At 41.2% G+C, this 23,499-nt stretch carries 17 protein-coding genes; 12 read left to right on the forward strand and 5 right to left on the reverse strand.

Annotated elements, in window-relative coordinates; translation table 11 throughout:
* Positions 1 to 614: 614 nt before the first annotated feature.
* Entirely contained in the window at positions 615 to 1,355 is a 741-nt protein-coding gene (locus AACQ83_RS10380; RefSeq protein ID WP_112877638.1) for an SDR family NAD(P)-dependent oxidoreductase, read from the reverse strand.
* Positions 1,356 to 3,094: 1,739 nt separating this feature from the next.
* Between AACQ83_RS10380 and AACQ83_RS10385 the strand changes: the two genes are divergently transcribed.
* From AACQ83_RS10385 to AACQ83_RS10430, 10 genes are all read left to right on the forward strand, one after another.
* Positions 3,095 to 4,303, forward strand: a complete 1,209-nt coding sequence (locus AACQ83_RS10385) for an aspartate aminotransferase family protein (RefSeq protein WP_112877634.1) — start codon at positions 3,095 to 3,097, stop codon at positions 4,301 to 4,303.
* 21 nt (positions 4,304 to 4,324) lie between these two features.
* Entirely contained in the window at positions 4,325 to 5,356 is a 1,032-nt protein-coding gene (gene astA / locus AACQ83_RS10390; RefSeq protein ID WP_112877632.1) for an arginine N-succinyltransferase, read from the forward strand.
* 2 nt (positions 5,357 to 5,358) lie between these two features.
* A complete protein-coding gene (gene astD / locus AACQ83_RS10395) occupies positions 5,359 to 6,834 on the forward strand; it encodes a succinylglutamate-semialdehyde dehydrogenase (protein ID WP_112877630.1) in 1,476 nt (491 codons plus the stop codon).
* A 49-nt stretch (positions 6,835 to 6,883) separates the two neighbouring features.
* Positions 6,884 to 8,227 (forward strand): N-succinylarginine dihydrolase, encoded by a 1,344-nt coding sequence (gene astB, locus AACQ83_RS10400; RefSeq protein ID WP_112877628.1) that lies wholly within the window; start codon positions 6,884 to 6,886, stop codon positions 8,225 to 8,227.
* Positions 8,228 to 8,239: 12 nt separating this feature from the next.
* Entirely contained in the window at positions 8,240 to 9,226 is a 987-nt protein-coding gene (gene astE / locus AACQ83_RS10405) for a succinylglutamate desuccinylase (protein WP_112877626.1), read from the forward strand.
* A gap of 98 nt (positions 9,227 to 9,324) precedes the next feature.
* On the forward strand, positions 9,325 to 10,779 hold the full coding sequence (locus AACQ83_RS10410; RefSeq protein ID WP_112877624.1) for an amino acid permease: 1,455 nt from the start codon (positions 9,325 to 9,327) through the stop codon (positions 10,777 to 10,779).
* 486 nt (positions 10,780 to 11,265) lie between these two features.
* Complete coding sequence (locus AACQ83_RS10415) at positions 11,266 to 11,832, forward strand: methyltransferase domain-containing protein (RefSeq protein WP_240000768.1); 567 nt, start codon at positions 11,266 to 11,268, stop codon at positions 11,830 to 11,832.
* A gap of 626 nt (positions 11,833 to 12,458) precedes the next feature.
* On the forward strand, positions 12,459 to 13,127 hold the full coding sequence (locus AACQ83_RS10420; RefSeq protein WP_112877622.1) for a hypothetical protein: 669 nt from the start codon (positions 12,459 to 12,461) through the stop codon (positions 13,125 to 13,127).
* A gap of 412 nt (positions 13,128 to 13,539) precedes the next feature.
* On the forward strand, positions 13,540 to 14,190 hold the full coding sequence (locus AACQ83_RS10425; protein ID WP_112877620.1) for a hypothetical protein: 651 nt from the start codon (positions 13,540 to 13,542) through the stop codon (positions 14,188 to 14,190).
* A gap of 610 nt (positions 14,191 to 14,800) precedes the next feature.
* Positions 14,801 to 15,490, forward strand: coding sequence for a hypothetical protein (locus tag AACQ83_RS10430; protein ID WP_112877618.1), 690 nt, complete (start codon positions 14,801 to 14,803; stop codon positions 15,488 to 15,490).
* Between the two features lie 90 nt (positions 15,491 to 15,580).
* Here the strand turns inward: AACQ83_RS10430 and AACQ83_RS10435 are convergent, their stop codons facing one another.
* The 3 genes from AACQ83_RS10435 to ackA all read right to left on the reverse strand — a co-directional run bounded on the left by AACQ83_RS10435 (position 15,581) and on the right by ackA (position 19,592).
* Positions 15,581 to 15,994 carry a type II toxin-antitoxin system HicB family antitoxin gene (locus tag AACQ83_RS10435; RefSeq protein WP_112877616.1) on the reverse strand — a complete coding sequence of 138 codons (414 nt, stop codon included), beginning with the start codon at positions 15,992 to 15,994 and terminating at the stop codon, positions 15,581 to 15,583.
* Positions 15,995 to 16,176: 182 nt separating this feature from the next.
* On the reverse strand, positions 16,177 to 18,318 hold the full coding sequence (gene pta / locus AACQ83_RS10440) for a phosphate acetyltransferase (RefSeq protein WP_112877614.1): 2,142 nt from the start codon (positions 18,316 to 18,318) through the stop codon (positions 16,177 to 16,179).
* Positions 18,319 to 18,389: 71 nt separating this feature from the next.
* Positions 18,390 to 19,592, reverse strand: coding sequence for an acetate kinase (gene ackA / locus AACQ83_RS10445; RefSeq protein WP_112877612.1), 1,203 nt, complete (start codon positions 19,590 to 19,592; stop codon positions 18,390 to 18,392).
* 391 nt (positions 19,593 to 19,983) lie between these two features.
* Here ackA and yfbV point away from each other — a divergent pair, with 391 nt between their 5' ends.
* Both yfbV and AACQ83_RS10455 read left to right on the forward strand, forming a co-directional pair.
* Positions 19,984 to 20,439, forward strand: coding sequence for a terminus macrodomain insulation protein YfbV (yfbV, locus tag AACQ83_RS10450; RefSeq protein WP_112877610.1), 456 nt, complete (start codon positions 19,984 to 19,986; stop codon positions 20,437 to 20,439).
* Positions 20,440 to 20,616: 177 nt separating this feature from the next.
* Complete coding sequence (locus AACQ83_RS10455) at positions 20,617 to 22,449, forward strand: SLC13 family permease (RefSeq protein WP_112877608.1); 1,833 nt, start codon at positions 20,617 to 20,619, stop codon at positions 22,447 to 22,449.
* Here AACQ83_RS10455 and yfbR read toward each other — a convergent pair.
* Positions 22,446 to 23,039 carry a 5'-deoxynucleotidase gene (gene yfbR, locus AACQ83_RS10460; RefSeq protein ID WP_041380177.1) on the reverse strand — a complete coding sequence of 198 codons (594 nt, stop codon included), beginning with the start codon at positions 23,037 to 23,039 and terminating at the stop codon, positions 22,446 to 22,448. The genes AACQ83_RS10455 and yfbR overlap by 4 nt on opposite strands.
* Between the last annotated feature and the right edge of the window lie 460 nt (positions 23,040 to 23,499).

Raw genomic sequence — 23,499 nt, forward strand, 5'->3', positions numbered from 1 at the left:
ATTCCACAATGCCAGAGCGGTATTAACCACGAATTTAACTTAGCGATCAATATTTAGGATTGATGATCAACCGGGCATCTAAAATAGGGGATTGGTTAAGTTAGCAGCAAAAACAAGGGGTTATATTTTAAGGCAAAAAACAGGCCAATGTGATTATTTTGTGACAATATTGTATAAAAAACAGATTAATATTAATCATTTAATAACCAATACTAATAATTTCAAATTAATTTCATTTTTTGTGTCAATTATGTGATGCGTATCACGTTTATGATGTTTTATTTCAGGGTGAAATCACTGACAAAGTGATGATTGTCGTAAATTTGTGATGCAGTATTATCTTTTCTGATTAGGTTGGATGATGACTTTTAGCTCAGCCGCCAGACCGAAATTTATGGGCGCAAAGCAGGCACAAGGAAAAAACAAAACGGGCAAAGCCGATATCGCGCTGAGCCTAATTTAGTCACTTTACCGAGTAGAGCATCAGATCAAGGGTTTAAGCCCGGCAGAAAAATACCGGCTCCGACAGGAAAAAGCGATACTCATCTTGGCCGTTTTAATATGGCTCAGAATTGAATGATGATGCTCCGTTAAAATCTAAGATATTGAGGAGGTTAATGTGCGGTATATCCACCATCAACGAGGTGGTAACTACCGGTAATGAAAGACGCATTCTGAGATAATAGGAAGCAAGCTAGTGCAGCGACTTCATCTGGTGTTCCGAGGCGTTCGACAGGATGATGTTTGATCATTTTTTGGACTGCATCGGTGTCGATCCTAGACATCAATGGTGTGTCGATGCAGCCGGGCCCGACGGCGTTAATTCGGATCCCTTGTTTTGCATACTCCAGCGCAGCAGTTTTTGTCATGCCTAGCAATGCGTGTTTAGCTGCTACGTATGCAATTGAGTTGGCGAGACCAACACTACTTACGGCCGAGGCCATGTTAACAATCGCACCACCGCCAGAAGCCAACATCGCGGGAATCTCGTACTTCATTGAGTACAGCACACTGTGCAGATTGACGTTGATGACCTGATGCCAGTCATCCAACGGATAGTCCACGGTCCGATGAAACGAGCCGGCTATCCCTGCGTTGTTGACTGCCAGATGCAGCGCTCCGAAGGTCTCTACCGTTTGGGCCACTAAGCGCTCCACCGCGGACGCTTGGGTGACGTCAAGCTGAATGGCAATAGCCTTATCAAGGTCATTGGCGAGGGCTTGAGCCGCGTTGCCGTCAAGATCAGCCACAACAACTTTCGCGCCGTTTGCCGCTAGTCGGCGGCATATTGCAGCACCAATACCCATTGCACCGCCGGTAACGATTGCCACCTTATCGTTAAAATCTAAAGTCATATATTCTACTCCTATAAATGATACAAACTAAGTTCATACTATCCTTAAGCGTCGGTAGTATGAGCTTGGGATTGACGGCAAATAGTTTTTTCTTATTCTGCGGTATAGAACATCTTCTGTGGTATAGAATAAGGAATATACCCGTCATCTTTCAAGTTGCCTCTTTGTTGGCTGCACTCACTCACCCCAGTCACATCGTTATCTATGCTCCCGGGGATTCGCTCCCTTGCCGCCGCGATGCATCTTGAAATCCATAGGATATATATGTTTTCTGCGTCTGTGAATATCTTTCTATACCAGCCCGTGGCATATTCTGGTCTATTAGATAATCCAATGTTTTTAATAGGTTTAATAGGTGATAAAATTAGTTTTAGTTTACGTTGATCTTTTTTTATTTATTTTAAAGATATTATTTTGTTGTCGTAAGATAACGCTTAATAAATTATTCTTTCACTTAATATTATATTTTTTTATAAGTTGTTATATTGGATGATTTTGTAAATAATAAGTCGCATTTTGAATTAATATCATACCTGTTATTTAGAATGTATAGAGTGTTTTTCATAGGTTGTCAAAATAAAATTTTTATAATTGCCGCTAATTTTTTTGGTTTATGTTTAAAAGTATTTTATGTTTTCTAATAATTTTATTTGGTACTAATAGAGAGAAAATAAAATATAATGTTATTTAGCATTTATGCATAGTAAATGCAGATAATGGTTCTGCTTTTAATAATAAAGTTTAGTAAATTAAATGATATTATTTTAAAAATAGGAGAAAATGAAATTTCTGATTTGGAATGGTAAATTGATGGTAAAGATGATTTACATTATTTCAGCCACAAAGTAGTAAGTTTAAGCACCTAAATAGGAAGTTGGTAATCAGTTGTGGTGGAGATGTTTCTTTAATGCTAATATATTAAGAAATAATTAATTATTTGGCGATGGTGTTATCATTCGGTATGAATGGGTTATCGGTTTTTCCTATGTAAAAACAAGATTGAGGAAAGTGATAATCGCTATTGAATCGTTTTCACTTGAAAAGACTTTACTTGTTTCTCTAATCTAAGTAAATCATTGAGGTAGGGAACAATACGGTCAATTTGTTACAAATAATCTCAATAGGCAGGAGGGAGCTGAAATTTAAGAGCATTTAGATTATAGTCAATTTTCTTAACTGGATAGTTAATTTTATATTAAGTTATTGTCAGATTGTTCACCTCTTTTGTTGTTTTGGTTATCGGTTTACTCTGATTTTTGAAAATTAAACTCGGTCAAATCTTATTTTACATTTAAGTAGATAAATTTCTAGCGTTATTAATGAATAATTATTTATTTATTCGTTTTATCTATATGTAGTAGATTTAATTTATGCACTTTTTATTCGATTTTTATTCACATAAAGTGCATAAATTGTGCATAAAAATACTTTTTGGAATTTTGAACAAGATCAAAAAGTATTTTTTTTGTGTACAACTTGTGTTGACTTTGTTAAGTATGGGCAACAGTATCTGTCTAATGGCTGAGCAACTATGTTTTAGGAAATAGTCATGGGATTAATAAGAATAATATTAAATAGATCCTGTAATATTATTATTTTTAAGGCTTTTTAGGTTTCAGTTTGGTAAACCTTTTACTTGGCATACATTAAATAAGTTGTGTAAGTGTGAGACGAAAAATGATGCGGGGCATATTACTTTCTCTCATCCGTGTACTCTCTATTTTAAGGGGAAATGATCTATGTTAGAAAATATTCAGAGAAGTTGGTTTGAACACTATATGGTGCCCTGTTTCTCTCCTGCTAAGTTCATACCTGTTCGGGCCAAAGGTTCGAAAGTATGGGATCAAGATGGCAAGGAATATATCGATTTTGCCGGTGGAATTGCCGTTAATTCATTAGGGCATGCACATCCTGAATTAAAGGATGCGTTAATTTCTCAGATTGATAAAATATGGCATATAGGTAATGGTTACACCAATGAACCTGTCCTAAAATTAGCAAAAAGACTCGTGGAAAATACTTTTGCTGATAAAGCGTTTTTCTGTAATTCAGGGGCGGAGGCTAACGAAGCAGCATTAAAGTTAGCCAGAAAATATGCCGCTGATAAATATGGAAAAAATAAGAATGAGATTATTTCATTTAAAGACTCTTTTCATGGTAGAACATTATTTACCGTTACAGTAGGAGGGCAGCCAAAATATTCACAAGATTATGCCCCTCTCCCGCAAGAAATTACGCATCTTCCTTATAATAATTTAGCGGCGATCAGAGAACACATTTCTGAAAATACCTGTGCGGTTATTGTCGAACCTATTATCGGTGAGGGCGGTGTTATTCCCGCAGATCCTGCATTCTTGCAGGAATTACGTACCTTATGTGATCGTTTTCAAGCGCTGCTTATTTTTGATGAAATTCAAACTGGGGTGGGCCGTACAGGATACCTTTATGCTTATCAGGAATATGATGTTAAGCCTGATATTCTTACCAGTGCTAAAGGTCTCGGTGGCGGTTTTCCTATCGGCGTTATGTTAACAAAACAACATATTGCAGCAGTTTTTCAACCTGGAACGCACGGTACCACGTTTGGCGGTAATCCTCTGGCGGCGGCAGTTGCCAATAAGGTGCTTTCTATTGTTAATCAGGCGGAGCTGCTCACCGGCGTTTTGCAACGTCATGATTACTTCATGGATAAATTATCGAAACTGAATCAGCGTTACCAAATATTCAGTTGCTTGCGAGGTAAAGGGCTGCTTTTAGGTGCTGAATTGGATAAGGCTTGGCAAGGTAAGGCGAAGCAATTAACTAACTTGGCAGCAGAGGAGGGATTAATTGCTTTGATCGCGGGTCCAGATGTGTTGCGCTTTGCGCCAGCATTAAATATCGAATTTGCTGATATTGATGAAGGTCTGGTTCGTCTTGAAAGTGCCATCATGCGGTTTGTAGGTTAATAGTAAATTGAAGGTGACGTTATGATGCTTTTCCGAGCTGTCCGGCATAGTGACTTAAATGGGGTTCAGTCTTTATCTCAACGCGCGGGTATAGGTTTGACATCTTTTCCCAATAACCTGGAGCAATTACGCTCACGCATTGCACGTAGCGTTGATACTTTTGAGGGAAAACTGACCAGGGCTCAGCAGGGATTCCTTTTTGTGCTGGAAGATATCAGCGTGAATCGTGTGGCGGGTGTCAGTGCTATCGAAGTGGCGGTTGGGCTGGAGGAGCCGTTTTATAACTTTCGGGTACAAAAAACCATTCGTTCATCACGTGAATTGGGAATTTATAAAGCTATTGAAGCGTTGACTTTGGAACAAGATCAGACTGGTAACAGTGAATTGTGTACTTTGTTCCTTGATCCGGAATATCAGAAGGGAAGAAATGGGGTATTTCTCTCCAAAGCACGTTTTCTTTTTATCGCCGCATTTAGGGATATTTTTTCTAAAATTATATTCGCTGAAATGCGAGGGGTTGCAGATGAGCAAGGAAATTCCCCTTTCTGGAATTCACTGGGGCAACATTTTTTTGGCATTCCTTTTTCCCAGGCAGATTACTTAACCGGTATTGGGTCGAAAACCTTTATTGCCGAACTCATGCCCCTTCATCCTATTTATATCTCCTTATTATCTGCTGAGGCACAGAAGGTGATTGGGCAGGTCCATGAGAAAACAGTACCCGCGCGGGCAATTCTTGAAAAAGAAGGTCTTATTTATCAAGGTCATATCGATATTTTTGATGGCGGCGCTTTATTACAGGCTGAGATTGACCGGATACGTGCGGTAAAAGAGAGTCGTCTCGTTTCTGTCAGTAAAGCCGAATCAGTGACCAGAGATGATGGTGTTCCTTGTATCGTTGCCAATCAGCAGTTTAGTGAATTTCGAGCGCTTTTATTGAATGTGGCGTGTGACAGTAATGAACTTTTTTTAACAGCCGCAGAGATGGATGCACTTCGAGTAAGCGATGGGGATCAGGTGCGACGGGTTAGTCTCTTTCCAAAGGAAAATTAAGCATGAATTATAAAGCACATTACATTGGGGGAAGATGGATTGAGGGGCAGGGTGAGTCGATAACTAAATTTTCCCCAATAGATCAACAGATTCTGTGGCAAGCTAACAGCGCCGATGCTTCGCAAGTCAGAGCCGCTTGTCGTGCTGCCCGCGAAGCGTTTTATGGCTGGTCACATTTGCCCGCCAGTGAACGGATTAAGGTCGTTCAGACGTTTGCGGCTTTGCTGAATGAGGAGAAAGAGACGCTTGCTCGTGTTATCAGTCAGGAAACCAGTAAACCGTTATGGGAAACTCGGACTGAAATACAATCCATGATAGGTAAAGCGGCTATTTCTATCGAAGCGTGGGAACAGCGTACCGGTGAATCAGAAACGATTATGCCAGACGGCCGTGCCTTACTGCGTCACCGTCCTCACGGCGTGATGGCGGTTTTTGGTCCGTATAACTTTCCCGGACATTTGCCTAATGGTCATATTATTCCCGCGCTTATTGCGGGTAATACACTGGTGTTTAAACCGAGTGAATTGACACCGATGACTGCAGAAGAGACGGTGAAACTATGGGAAAAAGCCGGTTTGCCCGCAGGTGTGCTCAATCTGGTTCAGGGAGCACGCAATACCGGGACAGCATTGCTGGAGGATAAGCAGATTGATGGCGTGCTGTTTACGGGAAGTGCCAATACTGGCTTTCACTTTCACCGAGTGCTTAGCGGTCAGCCAGAGAAAATGTTGGCACTTGAAATGGGGGGAAACAATGCATTGATCGTCGATGCTTGCGACGATATTGATGCCGCTGTTTACACTATTGTGCAGTCAGCGTTTATCTCTGCTGGTCAACGTTGCACCTGTGCCCGTAGATTGTTGGTCAAAAATGGTGCGCACGGAGATGCGGTGATTAAGCGTCTGGTGGAGGTGACAGAGCGGATCATACCATCCCATTGGGATGCCCAACCTCAACCGTTCATTGGTGGAGTCATTTCTCTACAGGCGGTGCAGAATCTGTTGGAAGCGCAAGATCGGCTACAAAAACTGGGTGGTATCTCTTTGGTTTCGCTGGAGCAATGCCAGCCGCAATCAACGTTGTTGACCCCAGGGATTATTGATGTTAGCCAAGTCGCTGATGTTCCTGATGAGGAGTATTTCGGGCCGCTGCTCATGCTTATGCGTTATGACACATTTGATGAGGCGCTGGCAATTGCCAATAACACCCGATTCGGATTGGCTACCGGTTTAATTTCGCCGGATGCTGCTCTGTTCCAACGTCTGTCGGAAGATGCCAGAGCGGGCATTGTGAACTGGAATAAGCCGTTGACTGGGGCTTCCAGTAAAGCGCCTTTCGGTGGCATTGGTGCGTCAGGAAATTACCGACCTAGTGCTTATTATGCTGCTGATTACTGTGCCTGGCCGATGGCATCTCTGGTTGCCGACGAACTCACTTTACCTGAAACGCTTGCGCCGGGGCTTCATTTCCCTGAATAACCGTTTAACGGGATAGGTTTCAATTTATACAATTTTTCCAGAGGGATTTATGGCTGGTTTTGAAGCAAATTTTGATGGGTTGGTCGGCCTGACCCATCACTATGCGGGGCTTTCTGTGGGTAATAAGGCTTCGATTAATAATAAGGACAGCATATCTAACCCGCGTAAAGCCGCGCTGCAAGGGTTGATGAAAATGAAAGCGCTGGCTGATGAGGGGTTTATTCAAGGAGTGCTTCCTCCTCAACAACGCCCTAATATTCCAGCCTTGCGTAATTTAGGTTTTGTGGGCAGTGATGAGCAGATACTGCATAAAGCAGCCAAATATTCTCCGGTGTTATTATCAAAACTGAGTTCTGCTTCATCAATGTGGACCGCAAATGCGGCAACCGTGTCGCCTTCGGCGGATAGCGCTGATCAGCGAGTTCATTTCACGGTAGCTAATTTAAACAATAAATTGCACCGTTCGCTGGAAATAGAAACGACGGCAGCCGCGTTAAAAGCCACGTTTGCTGATCAAAACTATTTTGTCCATCATCACGCGCTTCCACAACATGAAGATTTTGGTGATGAAGGGGCAGCAAACCATAATCGCCTTGGCGGTGATTATGATACGCCGGGCGTGCAGGTGTTTGTCTATGGCCGTAGCGCATTTCGCGGCGGCCCGGCACCTAAACGTTATCCTGCCCGGCAAACATTGGAAGCCAGCGAAGCGATTGCGCGGTTGCATCAGCTTAATTCGGCACAAACCGTTTTTGTCCAGCAAAACCCGGTTGCTATTGATAGTGGGGTTTTTCACAACGATGTGATTGCGGTCAGCAACCGAAATGTCCTTTTTCACCATCAATACGCTTATCTTAATCAGTCTCAGGTTCTGACCGAAATTAAAGAGAAAATGGCAATATTGGGACAGAATTTTGTCACGATTGAGGTGCCTGCTGAGCAGATCAGCATCAAAGATGCGGTTGATTCTTATCTTTTTAATAGTCAGTTACTGAGTAAAACTGATGGGAAAATGGTGATCGTTGTTCCTGAAGAGTGCCGCCAACATTCCGCTGTCTGGGATTATTTGCAATCGCTGAGTGCACAAACCTCTTCGCCTATTAATGAAGTCCGTGTTTTTGATTTGCGGGAAAGTATGCGTAATGGCGGCGGCCCGGCCTGTTTGCGTCTGAGGGTGGTACTCAACGATGCTGAATTTCGTGCTGTTAATCCCGCAACATTGATGAATACACAACTTCACCAGCGCCTGACCAAATGGATAGCGCACCATTATCGTGATGAATTATGTGCTAGTGATCTGGCCGATCCCCAATTACTTCGCGAAGTTTATACCGCGCTGGATGAGCTTACGCAGATCCTGAATTTAGGATCGATCTATGAATTTCAGCGCTAAATTGGAGCAGATATGGATCTGTTAGCGTTATTGCTTGAAAAAAAACTTGCCGACCACCTGATATTTCCGGAAACAATAAATGCGCATTGGTTGGCAGAAGGGGTATTGCAACTGATTCTCCATGAAGGAAGAAATCGGTCTTTGGTGATTTCTGCCGGTATTCACGGTAATGAAACCGCGCCTATTGAAATATTGATTCAGTTACTTGTACAGTTGGCGGATGGCACGTTAACACTAAAAAATAACTTGTTGATCATCTTCGGTAATTTGCCTGCGATGCGTGCGAATCGACGTTATTTACATCATGATTTGAATCGCATGTTTGGTGGCCGTTACCTGAATTTTCCGCTAGGAAATGAGCGATCACGTGCGGCTGAACTTGAAGACGTTGTGAGTCGCTTTTTTGCTGAACCTTCGGTGTCGTCGGCAAATATTCGCTGGCATATTGATCTGCATACCGCTATACGCGCTTCTCACCATGAGCAATTTGCCTTGTTACCTGCTCAGAATCGCCCCTTTTCTGCTGAATTTATGCAATGGTTGCATGACAGCGATATTGATGCGCTGGTTTATCATCGTGAGAAAGCTGGGACTTTCAGCCATTTTCTGAGTGAAAAGTTTGGGGCGGATAGTTGTACAATGGAGATGGGTAAAGCAATGTCTTTTGGGGAAAATGATTTAACCAGATTTCAAAAAATTACGGATGCGCTTTATGGTTTAATGTCTTTATCGCCAATAACAGCACGCATTAAATCTGAGCTGAAACATTACCAGGTAATTAATTCCATTATTAAGAGTCACGACAGTTTTCAACTTCATATCCCCGCAGATACCTTGAACTTTACTGAATTGCCAGAAGGATTTGAAATCGCCAGCCAACATGATCGCCATTGGAAAATTAAATTTCCGGCGAAGTTTATTTTATTTCCTAATGCTGAGGTTGCTAATGGATTACGGGCAGGATTGTTACTTGCTTTAAATGAAAAAATAATTAAATAAATAAGACATTATTCCATTTTCTTCCTGAAGCCGTAAAAACTTCTTCTTCAGAAAGATTTAGCAGTCAACTGCTTCTTTAATGACGGACGGGTATTATCATGATAAAAAATAATAAAACTAAACAAAACCTTTCGGCAGAGAAATTTGCTGATACACAAACGCTTCATAGAGGGCTGAGTGCACGTCATATTCAATTGATTTCCATTGGTGGTGCTATTGGTACAGGTTTATTTATGGGGTCAGGAAAAACCATTGCTGTATCGGGTACATCGATCATTATTACCTATGCGATTGTTGGTTTTTTTGTCTATATGGTGATGCGGGCAATGGGAGAATTGCTGCTGACTAAACTGAATTATCGCTCTTTTGCTGATTTTGTATCGGATTATTTAGGTACCAAAGCCAGTTTTTTTCTCGGCTGGACTTATTGGATGAGTTGGATTGTCTCTTGTATTGCTGATGTTGTTGTATGTGGCGGCTACATTCAATATTGGTTTCCCGGTGTTTCTCTTTGGGTGCCCGCATTTATAACGCTAGGTTTACTGGGTACATGTAATCTTCTTTCTGTCCGCTTATTTGGTGAAACTGAATTCTGGTTCGCCATGATTAAGGTCATTGCGATTTTAGCGCTAATTATTATTGGTGTTGGTATGGTGATGGTAGGCTGGCAATCACCGGATGGTATGATCGCCTCTGTGAATAATTTGACTGATCCATCGGTATTTTTGCCAAATGGTATTTTTGGTTTTTTTGCTGGTTTTCAAATAGCGATTTTTTCTTTTACCGGTGTTGAGTTAGTTGGCACGATGACGGCAGAAACAAAAGATCCGGAAAAGATATTGCCGAAAGCAATTAATTATATCCCGATGAGAATTATGATTTTCTATATTTTCTCCATGTTGAGCATCATTGCCGTCACTTCTTGGGGACGGATCTCAGCTGAAACCAGCCCTTTTGTGACACTATTTGCCTTGGCGGGTCTGCCTGCCGCTGCCGCAGTGGTTAATTTTGTTGCATTAACGTCAGCAATGTCCTCTGCTAATAGTGGATTATATGCTTGTACACGTATGCTTTATGGCTTATCAACGGAAAAAAATGCACACCAGAAATTTAAAATTCTTTCTCGCAATACAGCGATTCCTGTACATAGTCTGATATTTTCTTGTTTCTGTATGGTGGTTGGTACGTCACTTTTGTTTATTGTACCGAATGTCATGCAGTTATTTACTATTGTATCAACCGTTGCTTCGATTATGGTGATTTATAGCTGGTGTGTGATTTTGGTTGCCTATTTGGTTTATCGTAAGAATTGCCCTGATGTGCATAAACGTTCAATATTTAAGATGCCTTTGGGGATGTTAATGACTTGGCTGACCCTGATTTTTTTCATCTTTACTATAGTGGTAATGGTTTTTGACCCAGATACCCTGGTCGCGCTCTGTGGCACGCCTTTATGGTTTATTATGTTAAGTATTTTATGGCGCGTAAAAAAGAGAAATGAGGCACAGGAAGAACAACGTTATCAGATATCAAAAGAGAGTTTTCGTTCATAGGCAGCTAACTGAGAAATAATAAATTGAAGCAGATAGAAAAATAGCTTCAATGGCGATCTCATATTAGCCGAAACGGCTCATTTGATTGTACGATATTCAACGGATGCCAAACAATTAACTCAGGTGATAATCAAATCGTTTGGCGGGCCGGGGCTTGCCTTTGCAGATATTTTAGTCAAAGTTGCGTTATTTCTTTTGATTTCACTCCCGATTGAGCCATTAGCTAAGCCGAATGGCTTGCACCTACAAAATGTTTAGCCATTTCGCTACCAAACAGGCTTTCATGTTACGTGATTTCTCTAGCGGAAGCGGTATCTGAGGTACGCAAAGAAACCTATGGCGAAGACTTGGGGCAGAACAACTGGTCCCCTGTTGACGAATTTAGAAAGTTTTCCCAATGGCTTCAATTGTCCGATCGCTCGCATGTGCTGGATATATGCAGTGGGTCCGGGGGACCTGTTCTTGGCTAGGACCGGTGGCTGTCGGATGACGGTGGTTGACATTCATCCTGATGGTCTTCTTACCGCCCGACAACTTGCGGCGGATTTTGGACTGGAAGACCGAAGTAACTTCGTCGATAGTGATGTTCGTCAACCTTTGCCATTTCCCGACGGTACCTTTGACGCGCTATGGTGCATCGACTCTGTAATTCATATTCCGGATCGGTTGGCCTTGTTGCGTGAGTGGTGCCGACTACTTAAGCCCGGAGGACGGTTTTTGTATACTGATCCTACTTTGGTAACAGGCATGCTTAGTAAAGACGAGATCGTGGTACGTGGTATGCCAGGTTATTTTCTCTACACTCCGATCGGATTGAACGAGCGTTTAATCAGCGAGGCGGGTCTTTGCCTCGAAAGGCAGGTGGATCTTACCCAAAGCGTTGTTGAGCTTAGTGAGCGCTGGCATGCCGGGCGCGAGAAGCGCAGGGAGCAATTCATTGCAATGGAGGGTGAAGAAATGTTTGAGCGGATGCAGAATTTCTTGTCCACCACACAGTTAGTCTCAATCGAAAGAAGGCTGTCGCGCGTGGCCTTTATTGGTTATCGCCCGTGATATCTTTTACCTCTTTGCCCTATTGGGCAGGGAGGTATCTTACACATTTTATCTGAATAATGGTGTTAACCTTCGGTCAGCTCTCAACTTCACTGTTTCTGGTTAGACAACACATCATGTCTGCTATTCTCCAGATTTCCTTAAATAAATAATTATTGGTCTTTATTGTCAATGGAGATTTTATGAATTATTGAGATATTATTGCAATGATGAAATAATATTATTTAGATTATTATGGAATAAAAATATAATGATTGTTTAATTGCATGTGTAATATGGTAATAATTCTCAGGTTGTCAATTATATAGGTGATTGAAATTATTTTATTTTTGTCTCTTTGCTATCTTATTCTGATGTTTAAATTAAAGTTTTATTAATTTTGTCTGAGTTTGTCTTTTTTGGTTTAGTAATCTACTTTTATTTAAGTTGGAAAATAATAATATAAACTCATTAGATCAAATGATTTATATTGTAATATTATTTTGTTGCTAAGTTTTTATTTATAGCAGGATTGTGAATTAAGTTATTATTTACGTTAAAGACTATGTGGGTATATTAATGATAATAATGAGGTTTATTCTCGTTTCATTGGATACCGAAATCATAATTTAAGCAAGGAGAAAAATATGAGTTTAAATAAAAAATCTTTCTTTATTTCCCCTTTTTTATTCGCTATGAGTCACGTTAGTATGGCATGTAATATTGATCCAACGGTGGGCAATATAATAAAAAGCTATGGGCTACAAGAAACTAAATTGATGTCTATGTATAAAAATTGCGAATTGGATGTGGTGAATACCGGAAATAGAATTATATTAATTAATAATAAATCCCAAAATAGGGATGAACGTGCAGAGATAGCGATATACTGGTATCGAGGAATGGGAATAGAGGAATATAAATTATTTGATAGTAATAACTTTAAAAGAGTTCCCTGTGCTAACATTCCGAATCGTTTTTGCGGAATTTCTCCTGAGTATACTTACGCCAAGAGCTATCCGATGAGAGAAGATAAAAAATTCGTTATAGAATTTAGTACAGTAGAACCTGGCTGGCTATATAATGAATTTACGATTAAACATAACTGCAAAATTGATGTTGAATCAAGAGGAGAATCATATGGGTTGGGTGGAATAGGCGCGTTGAAAAAAGATAAGTCAAATTGTCAGCCTAAAGGTTATAAGGTAGGGGATGAGTTTAATAAGTGGCTATCAGAAAAGCCAGCTAAAATAGAGGCTACAATTTCTTATGTGCAATTACCTATACCGAACTCATCCTTAATATCTGTTATATAATCATGTCATTATCGGCTTTAAACTCTCTTTTTAGCACCGAATGTCTGGCTGGCTTTGGTGCTTTTTCTTGATTACAGGAGGAACTCTATTAGGTGGAAAAGAAAATTTTCATTGTGAAATGTTTTTCAAAAGGCATATTGTCATGTAACTATTTGTTTTTTCTCTTATTTCATTACTGTATTTTTTTTCATATATTCTAATTAAATATTTTTTAATTTAATTATATTGGAATTTGTTTTTGTTTTTTACAGTTAGATAATCTACCTTATTTGCGACAGATAATAACAATGAAGATTAATATATTGATTAGTTTGTTATATATTGTCTGTAATAGTGTTTTTAAATCAACATATAATGATGAAATCTATTTTCATTTAATTAGATATTAAAAAAATAAAGCAAGGATAGAAATATGAGTTTTAATAAAAAGGTTTTCCTTATTTCCCCATTTTTATTAGCGATTAGTAGTTTTAGTATGGCATGTATGAAAGATCCGGAGAACATTAGAAATCAGGTAAAAGATACAATAACTGCAAATGGATTGGCAAAAACCAAAGTAATGTCTTTATACACAAATTGTGTTCTTAGAGTGAAAGACAACACACCAAATAAACTTACGCTAAAGAGTAGTAAAACCGCAAATAGTGATAATGAGGCAGAAAAATCGATGTACTGGTATCGAGGAATGGAGATAAAGGAATATCAAACATTTGATAAGAATAGGAACGAGAAAATTTCTTGCGTTCAAGAAAACAGTTTCTGTGGAATTGCGCCTCAATTCACTTACTCACAAAGTTATCTAACGAATAAAAAACCAGGTGTTGTTATTGAATTTAAGACGGAAAAGGCTGGCTGGTTATATAATGACTTTACAACTAAACATAAGTGTAAGACTAAAGCCGAAGGTGGAGGAACGTATGGGCTTGGTGTAACAGGAACATCGGCAAGTTGTGATTCTGCATATAAACAACGCGGAATAGGAAATATATTTAATGAGTGGTTATCAAAGAATAAAGTACAAGCCCAAGTCGCGTATGTATTATTAAAGAAACAGAAAAAATAAGCTTATTTGTGCTGAAACTATGCAATTATCAATCTTGAATATACGTAGATAAATATAAAGGTGAGGTGCCGCATATATGCGGCACGATTAATTTGTTTTTTGTAGTTCATTGTGTGCAGTTAGATAGTATAAGTGTTTTCATTGAAAAATATTTTACAATAGTTATAAATGATCATGTGGTTTTTTATAAATTTTATGGTCGAGTGTAATTGCAATCTTGTGAGGTTATTTAGATTGTTATGATATGAAAAATCAGTAGTTATTATGTTGTATATATAACATGTGAATGTTGATAAATTTTTTATTTTATATATTGTTGAAATTTTCTTTATTTATTTTATATGTTTAAGCAAGATATTTTTTTAATTTAATGATTTTGTAATTTGTGTTTTTTGATCTAATAATCTATACTTACTTTAGAAAGGAAATAATAACTAATTGAATTAAATGATTTATATTGTAATATTCTATTGTTATTAATTTCTTATTTATGCCTGAATTGTGATTTAAATTATTATTTATGTCTTAAATTATATTTCAACTTAATAATGATGAAATTTATTTTTGTTCCATTTAGTGCTAAAACCATAAATCAAGCAAGGAAAGAAATATGAATTTGAATAAAAAGGTTTTCTTTATTTCTCCATTTTTATTAGCGATTAGTAGTTTCAGTATGGCCTGTGAGAAAGATACGGAGGAAGTTAGAACTGCGGTAAAAAAAGTAATAAGAAGCAATGGCCTGCAAAATACTGAAGTGATGTCGCTGTATGAAAAGTGCGAACTTAGAGCGAAATTAAGCGGTTTTGAAAAGAGAAATGATGTTGAATTAAATAATACTTCCACTCATAATCAGGATGATGAGGCAGCAACAGCAAAGTATTGGTATAGAGGGATGGGCAAAAATGAATATATATCATTAGACAAAAGTGGATATAATGCAATCCCTTGTGTTAAAGAAGAAAGCTATTGTGGAATTGCACCTGAATATACTTATGCAAAAAAATTTCCGAAAGATAAAAATAAGGATGAAAAGCCAAAAATTACTATAGAATTCACTACAGAAGGAGCTGGTTGGTTATATAAAGAATTCAGTACACCAATAAAAGAAGGAGGACATGGGTGTAAAATTAAAGCGGAAGGTGGAGGGTCATATGGGCTTGGTAGAACAGGAACATCGGGTGATAAAGTGAGTAGCTGTAAGCCTGATAAATATAAGGTAGGTGATGAATTTAATCAATGGTTATCAGAAAAAAGAATACAACATAAAGTTGCTTATGTATTGTTACCGAAAAAGCCATAAAAATAAGGTTTAACCTCTGTTCTGTTACCATATAATTATCAACCTTAAATTTGTGCAGATAAATATAAAGTGCCGCAATATGCGGCACGATTAAATTGTTTTTTGCGGTTCATTACGTGCAGCCTGAACCAGAAAACCACTTCTGCTGCCATATTCAGGATGGTCATGTACAATGGTATCAATACGATGTAATAAACGATGTGGCAAGGTAATATTGATTCGTTCTGCTCTGCCATCGAATTTATCCATATTGATGTCGACTAAGATCCATTGACCATCAATATATTTGCCAATATTTTCAGCCAGATGTTCTTGCATCGTTTTGGCCTTAGGCAGCTCTGATTCATTTTGCGTTAATAATTCAAAATGTACCTCAATAGCACTTTTAGCATCTTGCCAGGCTTCTTCGAGTGTATCGCCAGCAAAATAACAGCCAGCTACATCAGGAAACCAGCCGCTTGCACTGCCGTCTGTGTCAACTTCGATAAGAGCGGGATATAACATGTTTTTTCTCCTGATTTGAGTGTTTCTGGTTACTTCATTTGGGAACACGATATTTAATAAGTTGGCATGATTTTCCAATCTTATATCTTTCCGGGGATAAAAAGAAAATAAAAGGGCCAAATCCAGTGAAGTACAGGATTCAGCCTTTATCAGTCATTAATCTGCTATGGAATAAGAAACGGTTACGCTTCACCCTGTGCTGATTGAATCGCAGTTAGTGCAACCGTGTAAACAATATCGTCTACCAAAGCGCCACGGGACAAATCGTTCACCGGCTTACGCATACCTTGCAGCATTGGTCCGATTGAAACCAGATCCGCAGAACGTTGTACCGCTTTGTAGGTGGTGTTGCCAGTGTTCAGATCAGGGAAGATGAACACGGTAGCTTGACCGGCAACCGGTGAGTTTGGTGCTTTGGATTTCGCCACGTCTGCCATAATAGCGGCGTCGTATTGCAATGGGCCATCAATGATCAGGTCTGGACGTTTTTCCTGTGCCAAACGGGTCGCTTCGCGAACTTTCTCAACATCACTGCCTGCACCGGAGTTGCCGGTAGAGTAGGAGATCATGGCAACACGCGGTTCAATACCGAATGCTTTAGCTGAATCCGCCGATTGAATGGCGATTTCAGACAGTTGTTCAGCAGTCGGATCTGGGTTGATTGCACAGTCTCCGTAAACCAGAACTTGTTCTGGCAATAGCATAAAGAATACGGATGATACCAGCGAGCTACCCGGTGCAGTTTTGATTAACTGCAATGGTGGACGGATTGTGTTTGCCGTGGTGTGTACCGCACCGGAAACCAAACCATCAACTTCGCCCTGTTCCAGCATCAACGTACCCAGAACAACGTTGTCTTCCAGTTGTTCACGCGCAACGACTTCGGTCATGCCTTTGTTTTTACGCAATTCAACCAGACGTGAGACATAACGCTCACGTACAGCAACTGGATCAACAATTTCAATACCTGCACCCAGTTCTACGCCTTGAGCCGCGGCAACACGACGGATCTCTTCTGGAGCACCCAATAGAACGCATTGCGCGATACCGCGATCAGCACAGATAGATGCTGCTTTCACAGTACGAGGTTCGTCACCTTCCGGCAGAACGACGCGTTTGCCCGCTTTGCGCGCCAGTTCGGTTAATTGATAACGGAATGCGGGTGGAGAGAGGCGGTGTGGGCGCTCAGAGTTTGCTGTCAGGGAGTCGATCCACTCTTTGTTGATATGGTGTGCGACGTAGTTTTGCAGTTTTTCGATGCGTTCACGGTCATCTGTCGGGACTTCCAAGCTGAAACTTTGCAGGCTCAGGGAAGTCTGCCAAGTGTTGGTATCAACCATAAAGACGGGTAGGCCAGTGCTGAAGGCACGTTCACACAATTGCTTAATCGGCTCGTCGATGGCATAGCCACCGGTCAGCAGAATTGCACCGATTTCAACCCCATTCATAGCCGCCAGACAGGCTGAAACCAGAACGTCTGGACGATCAGCCGAAGTGACCAGCAGAGAACCGGGACGGAAGTGCTCTAACATGTGTGGAATGCTGCGTGCACAGAAAGTCACAGATTTCACACGGCGGGTTTTGATTGCGCCTTCGTTGATAATACGGGCGTTGAGGTGTTTTGCCATATCAATTGCTCGGGTTGCAATCAGGTCAAAACTCCACGGAATGCAACCCAGGATTGGCAATGGGCTATTTTTGAACAGCGTGTTCGGATCAATGTTGGATACGATGGCTTTTGAGGATTCGTCAAAGATTTCTGACAGATCCGGACGGGTACGGCCTTGATCATCAACCGGCGCATTCAGTTTGTTAATAATAACACCGGTAATGTTCTGGTTTTTGCTGCCGCCAAATTCAGCACGAGCCAGTTCAACACGTTCTTTCAACTGCTTAGGGGAATCGTTACCTAGCGCCAATACGAATACGATTTCAGCGTTCAGGGTCTTGGCAATTTCATAGTTGAGAGACTGGGCGAATGAATGTTTGCGGGTTGGAACCAGACCTTCAATCAGAATGACTTCTGCGTTTTTGGTGTTTTCGTGGTAAAGAGCCACGATCTTTTCCATCAGCACATCTTTCTGATTGGTTGTCAGCAAAGATTCCACATGCGCCATGTCCAGCGGTTCAGCGGTCTTTATGCTGGAATGAGAGCGGATGATGATGGTGGTTTGATCTTGGGTGCCACAGCAACGGGGTTGGGCGATAGGTTTGAAAACACTCAGGCTGACGCCTTTTTGCTCCATTGAGCGGATTACACCTAAACTAACACTGGTCAAGCCGACGCTGGTGCTAGTAGGGATTAACATAATTGTACGGGACACGGAAACCTCTTTACGGTTGCTCGTTGGTCAAAAATAGTACCGCCAGCAGTGGCTGGCGGTTGGTAAAGTTACTACGCGGTCAGGCGCGCTGCATCTTGAGCGATCACCAATTCTTCATTGGTTGGGATCACTAAAGCAGGACGGCTGTTGTCAGTAGTGATAGCACCGGATTTACCGAAGCGGGCCGCCAGGTTACGGTCGTGATCGTATTCGAAACCTAACAGGGCCAGTTTTTTCATCACCTGTTCACGAACCAGTGCGGAGTTTTCACCAATCCCACCGGTAAAGATAATGGCATCCAAACGGCTTTCCATCAGTGCGGAATAAGCACCAACGTATTTAGCCAGACGGTGGCAGTAGACATCCATAGCGCGTTTAGCATCGGCTTTGGTTTCATAGTTATCTTCTATATAACGGCAATCACTGGTGACTTCGGTCAGACCTAGCAAGCCAGATTCTTTGGTCAACAGTTTGTTGATTTGTTCAACGCTCATGCCCAGTGAATCATGCAGATGGAAAATGATCGCTGGGTCGATGTCACCACTGCGGGTACCCATTACCAGACCTTCCAATGGTGTCAATCCCATAGAGGTGTCAACACACTGACCATTAACGATAGCCGAGATAGAGCCACCATTACCCAAGTGGCAGACGATAACATTCAGCTCTTCAACCGGTTTGTTGAGCGTTTTTGCGGCTTCACGGGAAACGAAGAAGTGGCTGGTTCCATGAGCGCCATAGCGACGAATGCCGTGCTCTTTATACAGGTTGTATGGCAGGGCATAGAGGTAAGCCTCTTCTGGCATGGTTTGATGGAAAGCGGTGTCGAATACGGCAACGTTTTTGTCAGCCAGGTGCGGGAATCCTTTTTTCGCTTCTTCAATGCCAATCAGGTGAGCAGGGTTATGCAATGGTGCGAATGGAACCGCATCTTTAATCCCTTGAATGACTTCATCATTGATGGTAACGGATGCCGTGAATTTTTCACCGCCGTGAACAATGCGGTGGCCGATTGCGGCGATTTGATCAGAAAGTTCTGGTTTTTCGACCAGAATCGTATTAACAATAAAGTTCAATGCTTCACTGTGGGCTGCACCAGCACCTAAAGCGGCTTCATGTTTTGCGCCATCCATTTTCCACTTAATGCGGGCTTCAGGCAGGTTAAAACATTCAGCTAGACCAGAAAGATATTCTTCACCGTTAGCAGGATCGATGATAGCAAATTTCAGAGAAGAGCTACCGCAATTGAGGACCAGTACCAGCTTACTTGACATGGAAGTACCTATATCGTGTTTGTCATTGAGTCTTACAGATAAGACATGTGATTAATAAAACGTCAATTACTCATCAGCGTAGAGCATATAGTGATGACATTAAATGATTAACATCATGCTAAGTGCAAAGAGCATGATGATAAGGTTTAAATTTTCAAAACCCCTTTTTTGTCTGCTCTGATGTTAAGGGATAGCGTGATTTGTTAACAAAATGAGCCTAAGTGCAGTAAAAAAGGTAAAATATGCCGCTTTGCTGCTGTGTATAACATAAAAGTGAATGTAGGATACCGATAGCTAGCAGCAAAGACAAAATATACTTAATCCTACAAAAAATATTTTATCAGTTACAATGTTTTTTTAAAAAATGTGTTTTTAATTGATTGAGGTCATGATGAGCGCAATACCTCCCACCAGTAACGGATGGCTGAGAAAGATGCAACTGGGACAGCAATACATGAAAACTTGGCCGATTGAGAAACAGTTGGCACCCATGTTTCCTGAAAATCGGATTATTAAGGCAACCCGCTTTGGTATCCGGTTTATGCCGCCGTTGGCTATTTTTACTCTGACGTGGCAAATCGCACTGGGTGGTCAGCTTGGTCCAGCGGTGGCGACGGCACTGTTCGCGTGTAGTTTACCGATGCAAGGGTTATGGTGGTTGGGGAAACGGGCATCAACCCCGTTACCCGCGGCATTGCTGAAATGGTTTCATGAAATCCGTGATAAATTTGCCGCAGCGGGTATCGCAATGGCACCTTTGCAGCAAACGCCAACTTATCAATCTCTCGCAGAACTGCTGAAACGCGCATTTAAACAACTCGATCGTTCGTTTCTTGATGATATTTGAACCAGGAGAAACCTGTTGCTAGATTATTGCAGTCAATGTACTGGAAAATCAGAGATGATGGTTCATGACGAAAAGTGGACACATTGTTGATCGCAACCGGGGATTTTCTTTTAATAAAATGGTCTACTAGCCAAGCTTTTGACACTAATATCTTCTTTTTTGTTGATAGAGGCCATTTTGAATAGCGAGCTCTTGTGGGTGTTGACCCTGCTACTGATAGCTATTGTTCTTTTTACTACCAATAAACTGCGCATGGATATTGTTGCATTATTGGTAATTATCGCGTTTGTCATGAGTGGAACGTTGACGCTCGGTGAAGCGACCAGCGGTTTTAGTGATCCCAATGTGTTGCTGATAGCTGCCTTGTTTGTTATTGGTGAAGGATTGGTAAGAACTGGCGTTGCTTATCAAATGGGGGATTGGCTGGTAAGAGCCGCCGGAAACAGTGAAACCAAAATGTTGGCATTACTGATGATGACTGTTGCAGGGCTTGGTGCTTTTATGAGCTCTACGGGGGTGGTCGCGATTTTCATTCCGGTGGTGCTCAGTGTTGCGGTAAGGATGAAAATTTCGCCGGGGCGGTTGATGATGCCCTTGAGTTTTGCCGGGCTTATCAGTGGCATGATGACATTGGTAGCGACGCCACCCAATATGGTGGTTAACAGTGAGTTGATACGGGAAGGGCTTCCCGGTTTTAAATTCTTCTCTATTACACCTATTGGTATTTTGATTCTGTTTGCCGGTATTGGTTATATGCTGATCGCTCGCCATTGGTTGGGCAATAATCAATCAGATAAAGGCCATGATAAATGGCATCGTCGTACTTTCCGTGACCTTATCCGCGACTATAAATTATCAGGTCGCGCACGTCGCCTGGCGATCCGCCCAGGTTCCCCGCTGATAGGTCTCTCTCTTGATGAGTCAAATTTGCGTGCTCGCTACGGGGCTAATGTCGTTGGTATCGAGCGTTGGCGGCGTTTCCGGCGCGTTATGGTCAGTGCGATGGGCAATACAGAATTGAGAGAACGGGATGTGTTGCTGGTTGATATGTCAGACAGTGAGGTGGATCTGCGTCAATTTTGCAGTGAGCAATTATTAGAACCGATGGTACTGCGCGGGGAGTATTTCTCTGAACAATCTCGTAACGTAGGTATGGCTGAAGTCTCTCTGATCCCGGAGTCGGATTTATTGGGTAAGTCACTGCGGGAAATAGGTTTTCGTACCTGCTATGGTTTGAATGTTGTTGGTATTCGACGTGATGGTGAATCGTTGTCGGGTAAACTGGTTGATGCGCCACTGCAACTTGGCGATATTTTGCTGGTTATTGGTGACTGGAAACTGATACGTATCCTGCAAACCAAAATGCGCGATTTTATTGTCCTTAATCTGCCGGTTGAGATCGAAGAGGTGGCTCCGGCAACGTCTCAAGCGCCACATGCGCTTTTTAGCTTGGCACTGATGGTAGCCATGATGCTTACCGATGAAGTACCCAATGTGATTGCCGCATTGATAGCTTGCCTGTTGATGGGAAAATTCCGTTGTATTGATATGGAAAGTGCGTACCGCTCTATTCATTGGCCCAGTATTATCCTGATTGTCGGGATGATGCCGTTTGCTCTGGCATTACAGAAAACGGGCGGGATTGAGCTGATTGTCCGTGGCTTGATGGATATTGCGGGTGATATGGGGCCGAGGGTGATGCTGGTATGTCTGTTTATACTTTGTGCCGTAATCGGCTTGTTTATTTCTAATACGGCAACGGCGGTATTAATGGCGCCGATAGCTATTGCTGCTGCACGTGAAATGGCAGTATCGCCCATGCCATTTGCCATGATTATTGGTGTGGCAGCTTCCGCCGCATTTATGACCCCGGTTTCGTCCCCAGTGAATACGCTGGTTCTTGGCCCCGGTGGTTATAAGTTTTCCGATTTTGTCCGTTTGGGCGTGCCATTTACCCTACTGGTGATGGTAATAAGTGTGCTGGTCATCCCTTGGTTGTTTCCATTTTAATGTGGAATATCAAGGCTAATTTCGTCCAATGACAGGCTGAATCCCGGTACAAAAACTTTCATAAAGTAATCCATCTCCTGGCTGTGACGATCAGCCAGGGTTTTTTCAAGTCGGGCTATCGCCAGATTGAATTCATGGTTACCTGCCGATAACTCTTCCAGACATTTGAGGTAAGCACACAGGGAATCGGCCTGTTTAATGATAAAAGTTTCTTCTGTTGTATGCTGGCTGTCATCTAGGATTGGACGGAAATCCTCTTGTAGCTCTGTTGGCAGCATTTCCAGTAATTTTTTCTGCGCGATTTTTTCTATTTTTTTGTATTCCCGTGCAATATGTGGATTGTGATATTTGACCGGAGTGGGTAAATCTCCGGTAATAACTTCGCTGGCATCGTGATACATAGCCAGCAACGCAATGCGTTCAGCATTCACATTGCCACCAAATTTGCGGTTTTTGATAATGGCTAAGGCGTGTGCGACAAAGGCCACTTGTAAGCTATGTTCCGATACATTTTCTGTACGTACATTACGCATCAGAGGCCAACGGTTAATCAGTTTCAAACGGGAAAGGTGGGCAAAAAAGTGGCTCATAATCATCTCTTACAGTAAATATTGTTTTTATTGTGAGCGGTGGATAGGGGTAAAGTAAACCTTAAAATCGTTTCTTGTTTTTATACCTTATTTTCATAGGGAAATCTGCTATTTATCTAAACGGGTATCCAGACTGTATAGCAAGGTTGATATGATTAATTTAAATTTATTATTAACTGGCAATGTTATAATCGTAATAGATATCTTTTTTAAAGGAAATTTATGTTTTTACTCCATTTTGCATACAGTTTATATACAAAAATTTCATATAATTTACAATAGTTTGTTATTCATCCAGGCGTTCTCTTTTATTAAGTTTAATAAATGCAATGTTTAATTCTTTTATATCTTGCTAATGCCTTATATAATCGCTGCAAAAATCGTCCATAAAAATAAAAAAATTAGTCTGTGTTACCGGTAAAAAATGAAAATTTATTGACCTTATTTTGCAGAGAGTGGT

Origin of the sequence: Photorhabdus sp. S10-54, assembly GCF_963878145.1 — a bacterium.
Lineage (GTDB): Bacteria > Pseudomonadota > Gammaproteobacteria > Enterobacterales > Enterobacteriaceae > Photorhabdus > Photorhabdus kayaii.